General features: G+C 69.7%; 12 protein-coding genes. 9 read left to right on the forward strand and 3 right to left on the reverse strand.

Going from position 1 to position 14,821, the window contains the following annotated elements; genetic code table 11:
- Window positions 1–2: 2 nt before the first annotated feature.
- Entirely contained in the window at window positions 3–1,022 is a 1,020-nt protein-coding gene (locus ABT009_RS02275) for a sugar ABC transporter substrate-binding protein (RefSeq protein ID WP_351288635.1), read from the reverse strand.
- A gap of 294 nt (window positions 1,023–1,316) precedes the next feature.
- Between ABT009_RS02275 and iolC the strand changes: the two genes are divergently transcribed.
- The 6 genes from iolC to ABT009_RS02305 all read left to right on the forward strand — a co-directional run bounded on the left by iolC (window position 1,317) and on the right by ABT009_RS02305 (window position 8,540).
- The gene (gene iolC / locus ABT009_RS02280; protein WP_351288637.1) at window positions 1,317–2,273 is read left to right on the forward strand and encodes a 5-dehydro-2-deoxygluconokinase; all 957 of its coding nucleotides are present in this window, start codon (window positions 1,317–1,319) and stop codon (window positions 2,271–2,273) included.
- A 31-nt stretch (window positions 2,274–2,304) separates the two neighbouring features.
- Window positions 2,305–3,183, forward strand: a complete 879-nt coding sequence (locus tag ABT009_RS02285) for a Cgl0159 family (beta/alpha)8-fold protein (protein WP_351288639.1) — start codon at window positions 2,305–2,307, stop codon at window positions 3,181–3,183.
- A gap of 76 nt (window positions 3,184–3,259) precedes the next feature.
- Entirely contained in the window at window positions 3,260–4,162 is a 903-nt protein-coding gene (gene iolB / locus ABT009_RS02290) for a 5-deoxy-glucuronate isomerase (protein WP_351288640.1), read from the forward strand.
- Between the two features lie 15 nt (window positions 4,163–4,177).
- Window positions 4,178–6,055, forward strand: a complete 1,878-nt coding sequence (iolD, locus tag ABT009_RS02295) for a 3D-(3,5/4)-trihydroxycyclohexane-1,2-dione acylhydrolase (decyclizing) (protein ID WP_351288641.1) — start codon at window positions 4,178–4,180, stop codon at window positions 6,053–6,055.
- A 112-nt stretch (window positions 6,056–6,167) separates the two neighbouring features.
- The gene (locus ABT009_RS02300; protein WP_351288643.1) at window positions 6,168–7,661 is read left to right on the forward strand and encodes a CoA-acylating methylmalonate-semialdehyde dehydrogenase; all 1,494 of its coding nucleotides are present in this window, start codon (window positions 6,168–6,170) and stop codon (window positions 7,659–7,661) included.
- 120 nt (window positions 7,662–7,781) lie between these two features.
- Window positions 7,782–8,540: a GntR family transcriptional regulator gene (locus ABT009_RS02305; protein WP_351288645.1), complete on the forward strand. Its 759-nt coding sequence runs from the start codon at window positions 7,782–7,784 to the stop codon at window positions 8,538–8,540.
- Between the two features lie 39 nt (window positions 8,541–8,579).
- Here the strand turns inward: ABT009_RS02305 and rho are convergent, their stop codons facing one another.
- Window positions 8,580–9,740: a transcription termination factor Rho gene (rho, locus tag ABT009_RS02310; protein ID WP_351288647.1), complete on the reverse strand. Its 1,161-nt coding sequence runs from the start codon at window positions 9,738–9,740 to the stop codon at window positions 8,580–8,582.
- A 481-nt stretch (window positions 9,741–10,221) separates the two neighbouring features.
- On the opposite strand from rho, the gene ABT009_RS02315 reads away from it, so the two are divergent.
- A complete protein-coding gene (locus tag ABT009_RS02315) occupies window positions 10,222–11,364 on the forward strand; it encodes a DUF6183 family protein (RefSeq protein WP_351288649.1) in 1,143 nt (380 codons plus the stop codon).
- Between the two features lie 227 nt (window positions 11,365–11,591).
- Here the strand turns inward: ABT009_RS02315 and ABT009_RS02320 are convergent, their stop codons facing one another.
- A complete protein-coding gene (locus tag ABT009_RS02320; RefSeq protein ID WP_351288651.1) occupies window positions 11,592–12,746 on the reverse strand; it encodes an ROK family protein in 1,155 nt (384 codons plus the stop codon).
- A 161-nt stretch (window positions 12,747–12,907) separates the two neighbouring features.
- On the opposite strand from ABT009_RS02320, the gene ABT009_RS02325 reads away from it, so the two are divergent.
- Together ABT009_RS02325 and ABT009_RS02330 are read left to right on the forward strand one after the other, a co-directional pair.
- A complete protein-coding gene (locus ABT009_RS02325) occupies window positions 12,908–13,876 on the forward strand; it encodes a carbohydrate ABC transporter permease (RefSeq protein WP_351288653.1) in 969 nt (322 codons plus the stop codon).
- 18 nt (window positions 13,877–13,894) lie between these two features.
- Window positions 13,895–14,815, forward strand: coding sequence for a carbohydrate ABC transporter permease (locus tag ABT009_RS02330; protein ID WP_351288655.1), 921 nt, complete (start codon window positions 13,895–13,897; stop codon window positions 14,813–14,815).
- Window positions 14,816–14,821: the final 6 nt, after the last annotated feature.

Here is a 14,821-nt window from a genome sequence, read left to right on the forward strand (position 1 = left end):
CATCACCGGGTGCCCTTCGCGGCGAACTTGGCGATGGTGTCGACGTTGCTGCTGTCGACGAACGCCGGACCGGTCAGCACCGGCTGCTCACCGCCACCGCTGTAGTTGCCGTTGTTCTTGTAGAGCCACAGGGAGTCGACCGCGAGATAGCCCTGCAGGTAGGGCTGCTGATCGACGGCGAACTGGATGTCGCCCTTCTTGATGGCGCTGGTCAGCTGCTTGTTGAGGTCGAAGGTCGCGATCTTCGCCTTGCTGCCCGCGTCGCTCACCGAGTCCACCGCAGTCAGGGCGTACGGGGCGCCGAGCGCCACCACGTAGTCGATGGAGCTGTCCTGCTTGAGCTTGGCGGTGATCGTCGACTTCACGGACGGCATGTCCGTGCCGTTGACGTAAAGGGTCTCCGTCTTGCCCTCGAACGTCTTCTTCACACCGTCGCAGCGCTGGGTGAGCCCGACGTTGCCCTGCTCCTGGATGACGCAGACGGCCTTCTTGGCGCCGACCTCGTTCAGCTTCTTGCCGAAGGCCTCGCCCGCCACACTCTCGTCTTGGCCGAAGAACTCCATCAGGCCCAGGGACTTCCAGTCGCTGAGGCCCGAGTTGAGGCCGACCACGGGTATGCCGGCCTTCTCCGCCTTGCTCACGACGTCCTTCATGGCGTCAGGCTTGGCCAGGGTGACCGCGATGCCGTCGACCTTCTGGTCGATCGCGTTCTGGACGAGGTTGGCCTGATTGCCCGCGTTGGGGTCGGCCGAGTAGACCAGCTTGATGTTGTCCTTGGCGGCGGCGGCCTCGGCGCCCTTGCGGACGATGTCCCAGAACGTGTCGCCGGGGGCCTGGTGGGTGACCAGCGCGACCGTCATACGGGGAGTGCTGGCCTTGCCTGCCGAGGCGGTCCCGCTGTCCTCCTCGGCCTGCTTGCCGCCGGAGCTGCTGGAGCACCCTGCGGCGAGGAGTGCTGCAGCCGCGGTTGCGGCGGCGATTGCGGCGTATCTGCGGGGACGGCGGCGGGACGTGCGGTCCATCTTCCGGCACCTCACTGTGTGACAGAGGGGTAGGGGGGTAGCGGCCCGGGCTGGGAGGCCCAGGACGTTCGTTCCGATGACGCGGCTCATTCGTTGGGACGGGATACAAGCCCGTGCTGTGCCCCACTGTCAATACTTTGTTAAGACATCATTTCACGTTCAGGTTCGAATGTCAGAACAAACTATTGACACCTGCTTGCTGTGGGACCTACATCTATGAGACGCCAGGGGTCACGCCCCAGGCGCAGTCCCGGGTTGCCCGGACACCCGTCCCCCCTCCTAGGAGCATCGCGCATGGCTGAATCGTTCGAGCCGTTTGATCTGATCACCATGGGCCGCATCGGCGTGGATATCTACCCCCTTCAGACGGGTGTTCCCCTACCAGAGGTTGAGACCTTCGGAAAATTTCTCGGCGGATCGGCGACCAACGTGGCGGTGGCCGCCGCGCGGCGGGGCCGCTCCACCGCGGTGATCAGCCGCACCGGCCGGGACCCCTTCGGCACCTACGTCCACCAGGCGCTCAAGGAGTTCGGCGTCGACGACCGCTGGGTCACCCCGGTCGACGACTACCCGACCCCAGTCACCTTCTGCGAGATCTTCCCGCCGGACGACTTCCCGCTGTACTTTTACCGGCAGCCCAAGGCCCCCGACCTGGAGATCAGGACCGAGGAACTCGACCTCGACGCCATCCACGCCGCCCGGATCTTCTGGATCACCGGCACCGGACTGAGCGAGGAGCCCAGCCGCTCCGCCACGCTCGCCGCACTGGAGGCCCGAGCCAAGGCCGGCATCACCGTCTTCGACCTCGACTGGCGGCCGATGTTCTGGCGCAATCCCGACGAGGCCCGCCCCTACTACGCCGAGGCGCTGCGCCACGTCACGGTCGCCGTCGGCAACCTCGACGAGTGCGAGGTCGCCACCGTCGTACGCGAACCGCGCGCCTGCGCCCAGGCGTTGCTGGACGCCGGCGTGGAACTCGCCGTCGTCAAGCAGGGCCCCAAGGGCGTGCTCGCCGTGCACCGCGACGGCACCACGGCCGAGGTCCCGCCCGTGCCCGTCGAGGTCGTCAACGGCCTCGGCGCGGGCGACGCCTTCGGCGGTTCGCTCTGCCACGGTCTGCTCGCCGGCTGGGAGCTGGAGAAGGTGATGCGCCACGCGAACGCCGCCGGCGCCATCGTCGCCTCCCGCCTCGCCTGCTCCTCCGCGATGCCGACCTCCGAAGAGGTCGAGCAGCTCATCGCGCGCGGCTGACGTCCACCGAACTGAAGAAAGGGAGCATCCCTTGGCCATCAGCATCCCCGACATCGTCTCGGTGCGGGCCCGGCAGCCGGAGGCCATCGCCGAAGCGGCAGCCCATCGCACCCGCCGCCCCCTGATCGGCGAGAGCGGCCGCCTCATGATCGTGGCCGCCGACCATCCGGCGCGCGGCGCGCTCGGCGTCGGCGACCGGAGCCTGGCCATGGCCAACCGGGCCGACCTGCTGGAACGGCTCTGCATCGCGCTCTCCCGGCCCGGCGTCGACGGCGTCCTCGCCACCGCCGACATCCTGGAGGACCTGCTGCTCCTCGGCGTCCTGGACGACAAGATCGTCATGGGCTCGCTGAACCGCGGCGGGCTGGCCGGCGCCTCGTTCGAGATGGACGACCGCTTCACCGGGCACCGGCCCCAGGACATCCAGCGGCTCCGCTTCGACGCCGGAAAACTGCTGCTGCGCATCGACTACGACGACCCGGGCTCCCTCACGACCCTGCAGTCCACCGCCCGCGCCATAGACGACATGGCCGCGCTGCGGCTGCCGGTCTTCGTCGAGCCGTTCATCTCGCGCCGCGTCGACGGGGCCGTACGCAACGATCTGAGCGCCGAGGCCGTCACCCGGTCCATCGCCATCGCCTCGGGCCTGGCCGGCACCTCCGCTTACACGTGGCTGAAACTGCCCGTCACCAAGAACCCCGACGACATGGCCCAGGTCCTTGAGACCTCCACCCTGCCCGTCGTGCTGCTCGGCGGCGAGGTGGGCAGGGACCAGGAAGGCGCGTACGAGAAGTGGCGCAAGGCGCTGCGGCAGCCCACCGTCCAGGGCCTCGTCGTCGGCCGGTCGCTGCTCTACCCCGCCGAAGGCAGTGTGGAGACCGCGGTGGACACCGCCGTCGGCCTGCTGTGAACCGATCGTCCGTTGGGAACCGAACGCCCGCTGTGAACGCATCGCCTGCTGTGAACACACCCGGAGGAGCCACATCATGACCGCCGCGCAGCACCGGCAGTACCACCTGCCCACGGGGAAGGCCACGGGCGGCCCGTACGCCGTGGACATCAGCCCCGAGACGGCCGGCTGGGGCTACTCCAGCCTGCGCGTGCTCGAACTCCCGCCGGGCGGGCGGCACACCTTCGACACCGGTGACAGTGAGTGGATCGTGCTCCCGCTGTCCGGCTCCTGTTCCGTCGAGACGGACGGCCGGGCGTTCGAACTGGCTGGCCGCGAGAGCGTTTTCAGCGGCGTCAGCGACTTCGTGTACGCCCCGATCGAGGCACAGGTCTCGCTCGTCTCCCGCGACGGCGGGCGGTTCGCCCTGACCGGCGCACGCTGCACCCGACGGTTGCCCGCCCGCTACGGCCCGGCCTCCGCGGTGCCCGTCGAGCTGCGCGGCACCGGCAACTGCAGCCGCCAGGTCAACAACTTCGGTGCCGCGGGCGTCTTCGAGTGCGACAAGCTGATCGCCGTCGAGGTGATCACGCCGGGCGGCAACTGGTCCTCCTTCCCGCCCCACAAGCACGACGAGCACCGCCCGGGCGAGGAGTCCGAGCTCGAGGAGATCTACTACTTCGAGATCGCCGGCCACGACGCCACCCCCGGCCTCGGCTACCAGCGCGTCTCCCCGTCAGGCCACGGCCAGGGCACCGACGTGCTGGCCGAAGTCCGCGGTGGCGATGTCGTCCTGATCCCCGACGGCTGGCACGGCCCCTCGATGGCAACGCCCGGCCACGACATGTACTACCTCAACGTCATGGCGGGCCCCGGAGCCGAGCGCGACTGGCTGATCTGCGACCACCCCGACCATGCCTGGATCCGCGGCAGCTGGGAGGACCAGCCCGTCGACCCGCGCCTGCCCCTCTACTCCGCCCCGTCCCCCGTTTCCCAGTGAGCCAGTGAGGTCCCGATGAGCCAGTCCACCCGCCGCCTGACCGTCGCCCAGGCGCTGGTGCGGTTCCTGTCCGCGCAGTACACCGAGCGCGACGGCGTCCGGCACCGGCTGATCGCCGGCACCTGGGGGATCTTCGGCCATGGCAACGTCGCCGGGCTCGGCCAGGCACTCCTTGAGGCCGGCGAGGAGGCCATGCCGTTCCACCAGGGCCGCAACGAGCAGTCCATGGTGCACGCCGCCGTCGGCTACGCCCGTCAGCTCAACCGGCTCTCCGCGCAGGCCGTCACGACCTCCATCGGCCCCGGCGCCACCAACCTGGTCACGGGTGCCGCCCTCGCCACCGTCAACCGCTTGCCCGTCCTGCTGCTGCCCGGCGACTACTTCGCCACGCGCACCGCGGACCCGCTGCTCCAGCAGCTCGAGCACCCCGTGTCGGCGGACATCTCGGTCAACGACGCGCTGCGGCCGGTCTCCCGCTACTTCGACCGGATCAACCGGCCCGAGGCGCTGATCCCGTCCGCGCTGAACGCCATGCGGGTGCTCGCCGACCCCGCCGAGACGGGCGCCGTCACGCTCGCCCTGCCGCAGGACGTCCAGGCCGAGGCCTGGGACTGGCCCGAGGAGTTCTTCGCCGACCGCGTCTGGCACGTGCGCCGCCCGGCTCCGGAGCCCGCGGAGATCGCTGCCGCGGCCGCGCTCGTACGGGGTGCCCGGAGGCCGCTGATCATCGCGGGCGGCGGCATCCACCACAGCGAGGCCGAGAGCGCTCTCCAGGCCTTGGTGGACGCCACGGGCATCCCCGTCGCCTCCACCCAGGCAGGCAAGGGATCGCTGCGCCACGACCACCCCGGCGACCTCGGCGGCATCGGCCACACCGGCACCGCGGTCTGCGACGACATCGCCCGCACCGCCGACCTGGTCATCGGCGTCGGCACCCGCTACACGGACTTCACCACCGCCTCGAACACGCTCTTCGCCGAGCCGGGGGTGCGTTTCCTCAACCTCAACATCACGTCCTTCGACGCCCACAAGCTCGCCGCGACATCCGTCGTCGCCGACGCCCGCGCCGCCCTGGAAGGGCTCTCAGAGGCGCTCGCCGGGTACCGCGTGGGCGCGTCGTACGAGGCCGAGTACGCCGCGGGCAAGGAGGGCTGGGAGCGCGTCGTCGACGCCGCCTACCGGGCCGACGACGACACCGCCGTGCCCACCCAGACCCAGGTCCTCGGCGTCCTGGACTCCGTGGTCGGCGACGAGGACGTGGTCATCAACGCCGCCGGCTCGCTCCCGGGCGACCTGCACAAGCTGTGGCGCGCCCGCTCGCCGCGCCAGTACCACCTGGAGTACGGCTACTCCTGCATGGGTTACGAGATCCCCGGCGGCATCGGCGTCCAGCTCGCCGCGCCCGGCACACCCGTCTGGTCGCTGGTCGGCGACGGCACGTACCTGATGATGCCCACCGAGATCGTCACCGCCGTGCAGGAGGGCCTGCCGGTCAACCTGGTCCTCATCCAGAACCACGGCTACGCCTCCATCGGCGGACTGTCCGAGCAGACCGGCGGAGAGCGCTTCGCCACCGCCTACCGCTACCGCGCAGCCGACGGCACGTTCACCGGCGATCCGCTGCCCGTCGACCTGGCCGCCAACGCCGCCAGCCTGGGCATGGACGTCATCCGCGCCAAGACGGTGGGCGAGCTGCGCGACGCGCTGACCGCGGCCCGAGCCTCGGACCGGCCCACCTGCGTCTACGTCGAGACCGACACCAGCAACCCCAACGCGCCCGGCGCCGAGGCCTGGTGGGACGTGCCGGTCGCCGAGGTCGCATCGCGCGAGGCGGCCGTCGAAGCCCGCAAGACCTACGACCAGCACGCCGCCGACATCCGCCGCCACCTCTAGACCCGGCTCCCGGACCAGGCCAGCGGATCCGGCCACCGCTTCCGGCTCCACAAGGACCCGGTCGCCCTCGGACCTCCCGACCCTCCCGCCCCACGAAAGGCCCCGCAAGAACATGAAGACCATCAACCACTGGATCGGCGGAAAGCCCGCCGAGGGCACGTCCGGCCGCTTCGGCCCGGTGTTCAACCCGGCCACCGGCGCCCAGGAGAAGCAGATCGCCTTCGCCACGGTCGACGAGGTGGACGCCGCCGTCGCCGGTGCCAAGGCCGCGTTCGAGAGCTGGGGCACCGCATCCCTCGCCAAGCGCACCGCCGTCCTCTTCAAGTACCGCGAGCTGCTGGACGCGCACCGCGACGAGATCGCCGCACTGATCACCTCCGAGCACGGCAAGGTGCACTCCGACGCGCTCGGCGAGGTCGCGCGCGGCATGGAGATCGTGGAGCTGGCCTGCGCCATCCCGGAGAAGCTGAAGGGCGAGCTGTCGACGCAGGTCTCCACCCGGGTCGACGTCGCGTCCATCCGGCAGCCGCTCGGCGTGGTAGCGGGCATCACGCCGTTCAACTTCCCGGCGATGGTGCCGATGTGGATGTTCCCCATCGCGATCGCCTGCGGCAACACCTTCGTCCTCAAGCCGAGCGAGAAGGACCCGTCCGCGTCGTACCTGCTGGCGGAGCTGGCCTCCCAGGCCGGGCTGCCGGACGGTGTGCTCAACATCGTCCAGGGCGACAAGGTGGCCGTGGACCGGCTCCTCGAGCACCCGGACGTCGCGGCCGTCTCGTTCGTCGGCTCGACGCCGATCGCCAAGTACATCCAGCTCAAGGCCGTCGAGCACGGCAAGCGCGTCCAGGCACTCGGCGGCGCCAAGAACCACATGCTGGTACTGCCGGACGCCGACCTGGACTTCGCCGCCGACCAGGCCATCAACGCCGCCTACGGCTCGGCCGGTGAGCGCTGCATGGCAGTGTCGGTCGTGGTCGCGGTCGGCGACACCGGCGACGAGCTCGTCGGCAAGATCGCCGAGCGCGCGAAGGCGCTTACGATCGGCCCCGGCACGGACCCGGCGAGCGAGATGGGCCCGCTGATCACCCGCGAACACCGCGACAAGGTGGCCTCGTACGTAGCCTCCGCCGCCGAGCAGGGCGCCGAGGTCGTCGTCGACGGCACGGGCTACACGGTCGAGGGCCACGAGGATGGCTTCTTCCTCGGCGTCTCGCTGCTCGACAAGGTGCCGGTCACCGCGGACGCGTATCGGGACGAGATCTTCGGTCCGGTCCTGTGCGTCGTACGGGCCGAGACCTACGACGACGCGATCAAGCTGATCAACAGCTCCCGCTGGGGCAACGGCACCGCGATCTTCACCCGGGACGGCGGCGCGGCCCGCCGTTTCCAGCTCGAGGTCCAGGCCGGAATGGTCGGCGTCAACGTGCCGATCCCGGTCCCGGTCGGCTACCACTCCTTCGGCGGCTGGAAGGACTCCCTGTTCGGCGACCACCACATCTACGGCAACGACGGCATCGCCTTCTACACCCAGGGCAAGGTGATCACCACCCGCTGGCCGGACCCCTCCGACGGCGGCATCAACCTGGGCTTCCCCAGCCACTCCTGAGGCCCGCGGTGGCGCCGGGCGGCGCACTCAGCCGCCCGGCGCGACCGACGGATGCATATTGTCCGGACAAATCGCCTGACAGGGCTTCCTGTCGTTCCGACGGATGGATACCCTCACCTAGTGACCACTTCCGCGCCCGCCTCCTCCCTCGATTTCGCACTGGACCGCACAAGCCCGGTGCCGCTCTACTACCAGCTCGCCCAGCAGCTGGAGTCGGCGATCGAGCACGGCGCGCTGGCCCCAGGCAGCCTCCTGGGCAACGAGATCGAACTCGCCGGCCGGCTCGGCCTGTCCCGGCCCACGGTCCGTCAGGCCATCCAGTCCCTGGTCGACAAGGGCCTGCTGGTACGCCGCCGGGGCGTCGGCACGCAGGTGGTGCACAGCCAGGTCAAGCGTCCCCTGGAGCTGAGCAGCCTCTACGACGACCTGGAGGCAGCAGGGCAGAGCCCCGCCACGCGCGTGGTGCGCAATGAGTTGCAACCGGCGTCCGCAGAGGTCGCGGCGGCCCTCGGCATCGCCGAGGGAAGCGACGTCGCCGTCCTCGAACGGCTGCGGCTCACCCACGGCGAGCCCATGGCATTCCTGTGCAACTACCTCCCGGCAGGTCTGCTGCAGCTCGACACCGCCAAGCTGGAGGGGACCGGCCTCTACCGCATGATGCGGACCGCCGGGATCACCCTGCACAGCGCCAGGCAGTCCATAGGCGCGCGCTGCGCCACCGCCGAGGAGGCCGAGCGCCTCGACGAGACCGAAGGCGCCGCGCTGCTGACGATGCAGCGCACGGCCTACGACTCCACCGGCCGCGTCGTCGAGTACGGCACGCACATCTATCGCGCCTCGCGCTACGCGTTCGAATTCCAGCTGCTGGTTCGCTCCTGACCGGCCCTGACCGGTGGGAGAGCGTTTCGGCCCCCATGTTCAGGCGCCGGGGACGGTGTGGTGGACCTGACGGAGGAAGGCGGCGTTGTCCGGGGTCTGCCGGATCTTGTCCAGCAGCGCCTCCAGGCTCGCCTGGCCGTCCCGGCCCTGCAAGGCGCGCCGCAGCCCCCGTACCGCCGTCAACTCCCCGTCCGGCAGCAGGAGTTCCTCGCGTCGCGTACCGGACGGCGTGATGTCCACGGCGGGGTAGATCCGCTTGTCCGCCAGTACGCGGTCCAGCCGGAGCTCCATGTTCCCTGTGCTCTTGAGCTCTTCGAAGAAGTAGTCGTCGGCGCGGGAACCGGTCTCCACCAGGGCGGTGGCGAGGATGGTCAGGGAGCCGCCCTCCTCGGCGAGGCGTGCCGCTCCGAAGAGCCGCTTGGGCCCGTGCAGTGCGGCGGCATCGACGCCGCCGCTGAGGGTACGGCCGCCTCCTGCCGCGGCGTTGTTGTGGGCCCGGCACAGGCGGGTGAGGGAGTCCAGCAGGATGACGACGTCCTGTCCCTGTTCGACGAGGCGCTTGGCACGCTCGACGGCCAGTTCGGCGAGGGCGATGTGCTCCTTCGCCGAGCGGTCGAAGGTCGAGGCCAGCACCTCCCCCCGTACCGAACGGCGCATGTCGGTGACTTCTTCGGGGCGTTCGTCGAGAAGCACCACCATCAGATGGCACTCGGGGTGGTTCCCCGCGATGGCGGCGGCGAGTTGCTGGAGCAGCACCGTCTTGCCGGTCTTGGGCGGCGCCACGATGAGGCCGCGCTGTCCCTTGCCGACGGGCGCGACGAGGTCGATCAGCCGGGTCGTCAGCCCTCCGGCGGTGCCTTCGAGACGGAGCCGCTGGCGCGGATGCAGGGGTGTGAGATCACGGAAGTGCGGCCGGGCGCGCAGGGCATCGGGCGGGAGCCCGTTGACCCGCTCGACGCATCCCAGTGACGGCTTTCGGCCACCGCCCTCGGCGATGTCGCCTTCGACCACATCGCCCTTGCGCAGGCCGAGCCGGCGAATCAGGGCGGAGGACACCTGCACGTCGCCGGGGGCGGGCAGGCAGCGCCGGCCTCGCAGACAACCGTGCCCGTTGGGCGCGATGTCGAGGACACCGGTGGCCTGGATGGCGGCCCCGGGGGTCCCCGTCTGGGGAGGGGTGTGTTCGAGAATGCTGGTCATGTCATGTCCTTTCGTGGACAGGTGAATCGGTGGGGACGCCGGGAAACCGGCTGCGAAGGAGGGGGAAACCGGCTGCGAAGGGGGCGGAGAATTCACGCCCGTACGGCGGTCGGCCGGCCGGAGCGGCGGCGAACTCGCCAGAGCGGCGGGTAACTCCGGTCGGGAAGACGGACAGCGTGCCCGTACGGCCGGATGAAAGCCCGAAGCCGGTGCAGACGCAGTGATGCGAAGAAGCTGGATCGCCGGTCAGGAAAGACGGGCGCAACAGCGGAGGTTCAGAGAGACGGCACTGACGCCACGACGTGGGCGAACACAAGTACCAAGTGCACTGTACCACTCGGGAGCGGCGGCCGGGCCGGCAATGGTGGGCCGCTGATCCGCCGGGAAGCCTGCGTCCCTGGGCGTCGCACGGGTCTCGCTCTGTTTCCCCTCATTGCGCCGGCCGCGTGAACAGGGCCGCCCGACGCATAGGCTCAGCGTCGTGGCTGATCAAATACAGGAGATCGTGACGAGGTTGCCGAACCTGGAGAACGTCACCGGCGTGTGGGAGGTGGCCGACCGCCGTCTCGCTCAGGGTGACGCCGCCTTTCTGGCGGACCTTGGCATCGCTCTCGCCCAGAGGTACGGCTCCGGCGCCGAGCAGATGTGGCAGTACCGAAGCGTTTTCGATCATCTGCTGCGGCTCCTTGGCACGACTGCAGGCCCTGAGAACGTCTCCCAGGCGCTCCGGCTTGTCGCCGCGACGGGGTCCGGTCGCCGGAAGCTGGACCGCTACGTGGCATCGTTGCTGGCCGCCGGCCACCAGGTTGAGGATCTGGCTGCGGCGTTCGCCGGAGGCGGCGCGCCCGGAGGCGTTTCGGAGGAGCTTCGCGCCTGTCTCGTCCACGAACTGGTGTTGAGAGGCGTCGCCGTCGCCGAGACGCCGGGAATCGCGGAGTGGGCGACGTCGCCGCACTGGAGTCACCACCCGTTGGGCCGGCTGCCACTGACCCTGTCCGACGTGGAGGAACATCCGGCTCTGCCGAGCTACAGCGTCCGCGGCAGCAGCTGCTCGATGCCCTACGGGCCGTCGGAGAGCCGCGGCATGGCAGTGGTCCCCGGGGCGCGTGTTCCGCCGGCGGCCGAGACGACGACCGAAGCAGGGGCCGCGGCCATGGCCAAGGCCGTGGCGAACTGGGTCGATGAGTCCAACGGGCGTATTGAGGCGCGGGTCTTCGCTCTCGCGGAGCCCGTGGACACCGACTCGGTGCCGAGCACTCTTGCGGCGCTGGGTCTGGAGTGCCTGAACGGGATGGGGAGGAAGAGCAGGATCTCGGTCTCTGTTTGTCCGCCGGCCCAGGCATGGCGGGTGCTCTTCGCTGCGGCGTCCACGGGAGGGGCGTACAACTCCGGATGTCACGGCGCCTACGGCCGCCTGGCGGCGTGGCAGTCCCTCGCCGGTCTTTCCGGAGCCGCGGAAAGCGCATCGGCCGGCGAGGTCGAGGCGCGCGTACGGGGCTGCGTCTGGTACGGCTTCGACGCGGACACGAAGTGGTTCGAACGCGTGGCCTGGGACATCGGGCTGGCAGCTGTCGATCCGGACCGACGACGTCTTGCCGTGCTGGCCGCGACGGATACCGACTGACGCGGTCGCCGTGATCGACGGTGACCGCGAGGTGCTGGTGCGCGGCACGGATCTGGGACCGCTGCTGGCGCGCCACAGCGTCGACCTGAAAGTTCATCCCGGTCCTGGACCGAGAAGCAGGGCAGGTGGCCGACCGCAGTCAGTTCTCGTCCACGGCGCGGGGCATCGGGCGTCGCCGCGCGCAGGCCCCGCCGCGGGCCCAGCCCCACCTCTGGCGCACGCCCGCGTCACCCCTCGTACGTCCCCAGCACCAGCACCTGGATCGCCAGCACCGCCGCCCCCCGCGCCCAGTCGTGGAAGTCGGACACCTTTGTCTCCAGGGGCACTGGGTCGGCGAGCGGGTGGCGGTGGGCGCGGATGGTCTCCCTCACCAGCTCTCCGGCCACGTCCATCAGGCCAACGCCCTCTCCGGCGAGCAGGATCTTCTGCGGCATGGCGAAGTTGGAGATCTGGGCCACCAGCGTGCCCAGGGCGCGAGCCGCCTCGTCGATGACACGGGCGGGCATGGGTTCCTCCCCGGCGGCGCCGGCGAGGATCTCCTCGTACGTCAGGTCGCGGCCGGTGGCGGCCCGGATCTGGTAGCGGATGCTGGGGATGCTCAGTAGCGAGACGGCGCTGCCGCGTTCTCCGTCGGGGGTGAGCGGACCGTTGGGGTTGACGATCCAGTGGCGGCCGAAGCCACGGTCCTCCTCGGCGCAGGGCACCCGCTTGCCGCCGAGGACGAGCCCGTAGCCGATGCCGGCGCCGATGGTGAGGACGACGAAGCGGTCGAGGCCCCGGCCGGCGCCGAACCAGGTCTCGGCCTCGACGAGGGCGGCGACATCGTTCTCGACGACGACCGGCAGCCCGGTGCGCTCCTCGACGAGTTCGGCCAGACGGACGTCCCGCCACGACAGGAAGGGTGACTCCCCGACCACGGCACGGTCCTGGACGAGGCCGCCCACGCCGATGCCGATGCCGGCCAGCCCGGGGTGGGTGTGGGCGAGCTCGGCAGTCATCGCGCCCAGCAGATCGGCGACCTCGCCCGGGGCGTGCGTCGTGAGCGGGCGGTCGTACCGGGTGACGATCTCGCTCCTGAGCGTGGTGACCACTCCGTAGACCATGTCCGCGGTGATCTTGAAACCGGCGAAGTAACGGGAGTCGGACACGACGTCGAGGGGTTGCGAGGGGCGGCCCTGACGGGTCCCGGTGGCTCCCGCGCTGTCCTCCACCAACAGCCCCGACTCGAGCAGGGGTTTGGTGAGCCGGGTGAGGCTGCCGGCCGAGAGGTTCAGCCGCCGGGCGAGCTCGGTGCGGGAGAGCGGGCCGTGGATGAGGACCTCGAGGGCCACGGCCCGTTCCCCGGGGCTCAGCGGCAGCCAGCTGGCCGTACGTGTGCTCAAGAGCTCTCCCAAGATTTTTCCGCCTCAGAAGTAATGGTCCTAGCCTAAGCGTCAATCTTGGCGGAAAAGAAGATGTGCGCACGACTCTTGACGGCTGGATTCTTTCGTCGCAAAAGTAAGTGGCCAGAGGACGAGTCGAGCCGCAGACGAGGGAGTCGCTGATGACTGTCGCCTCAAGCAGCCCACCGTCGCGCCTGGGTGCGCGCGGCGCCGAAGGGGCACGGACGAAGCCGAAGGTGCGGGCCCGCGAACGAGACGGCAGCGGGCAGGGGGACGGAGTCCTCGCGGCGGTCTTCATCGCCCCGGCCATGCTGGGGTTCCTGGTCTTCCTGGGCTGGCCCACACTGCGGGGCATCTGGCTCAGCTTCACCCGGTTCAATCTGCTGACCCCGGCCGAGTGGGTGGGGCTCGACAACTACATACGCATGGTCAACGACCCCATCTTCTGGGGTTCGTTGGGCGTCACCGTCGAGTACGTGATCATCAACATCGGTGTGCAGACGGTCTCCGCCCTGGCCATCGCCGTACTCCTGCAGCGGCTGACCCAGTCGGCCGTCCTGCGGAGCGTCGTCCTCACCCCCTACCTCATGTCGAACGTCGTCGCCGGCATCGTCTGGCTCTGGATCCTCGACACCCAGCTCGGCATCGGCAACGAGATCATCGGGGCGCTGGGCTTCGACCGCATCCCGTTCCTCGCCGACGAGACCTGGGCCATCCCGACGATCGCCCTGATCAATGTGTGGCGGCACGTCGGCTACACCGCGCTGTTGCTGTTCGCCGGTCTGCAGGCCATCCCGAACGACATGTACGAGGCCGCGAAGGTCGACGGGGCGAGCGAGTGGCGGATGTTCTGGCGGATCACCATGCCGCTGCTGCGACCGGTGCTCGCGGTGGTGCTGATCATGACGGTGATCGGCTCGTTCCAGGTGTTCGACACGGTCGCCGTGACGACCGCGGGCGGTCCGGCGAACGCCACCAACGTCCTCCAGTACTACATCTACGGCTCGGCCTTCGGCCGCTTCCAGTTCGGCTACGCGTCCGCGATGTCCGTGGCCCTGCTCGTCGTGCTGAGCGCGATCACTTTCATCCAGTACCGGCTCACCCGGGCCGGCCAGACCGACCTCGGCTGACGGAGGGGCGACACCGACATGGCTGCCGTGGCAACCACGACGACACACGTACGACCCGTCAGGCGCCGGCCCTCCGCCGGCCGGATCGCGGCCTGGGCGGTGATGGCCGCGATCGTCCTCGTCACCCTGCTGCCGTTCTACTGGATCCTGCGGACCGCGCTGTCCACCAACACGGCGCTCGCCACACACCCCGGCGATCCCCTGCCCGTTGACCTCACCACCGGTGGCTTCGAACGGGCCCTGGGCCTGCAGTCCACCAAGGAGGCGATCGCCCAGGGCGGCTCGGGCGGCGGGCTGAAGTTCTGGCGCTACCTGATCAACTCGGTGATCGTGTCCACCCTGATCACCGTCTGCCAGATCTTCTTCTCCTCCATGGCCGCGTACGCCTTCGCCCGTCTGCGCTGGCGCGGCCGGGACAAGGTGTTCGGGCTCTTCCTGGCCGGACTGATGGTGCCGGCCATCTTCACGCTGCTGCCGAACTTCGTACTCATCAAGCAACTCGGCCTGGTGGACAACCTGTTGGGCATCGCGCTGCCGACGATGTTCATGACGCCGTTCGCGGTGTTCTTCCTGCGGCAGTTCTTCATGAACGTCCCCCGAGAGGTCGAGGAGGCGGCCCTGCTCGACGGCGCGGGGAAGATCCGGATCTTCTTCCGCGTGATGCTGCCCATGGCGTCAACGCCCATCCTCACGCTGGGCGTGCTGACATACATCACCTCCTGGAACGACTACTTCTGGCCGCTGATGGTCTCCTACAGCGACAGCTCGCGCGTGCTCACCGTGGCGCTGGCCATCTTCCGGGCGCAGACCCCGCAGACCGGCTACGACTGGTCCGGCCTGATGGCGGCCACGCTCATCGCCGCACTGCCCATGCTCGTGCTCTTCGGCCTCTTCGCGCGCCGCATCGTCAGCTCCATCAGTTTCACCGGGATCAAGTAAGGGGAC

This window comes from Streptomyces sp. NPDC002896 (genome assembly GCF_040295225.1).
In the GTDB taxonomy this organism is placed as follows: domain Bacteria; phylum Actinomycetota; class Actinomycetes; order Streptomycetales; family Streptomycetaceae; genus Streptomyces.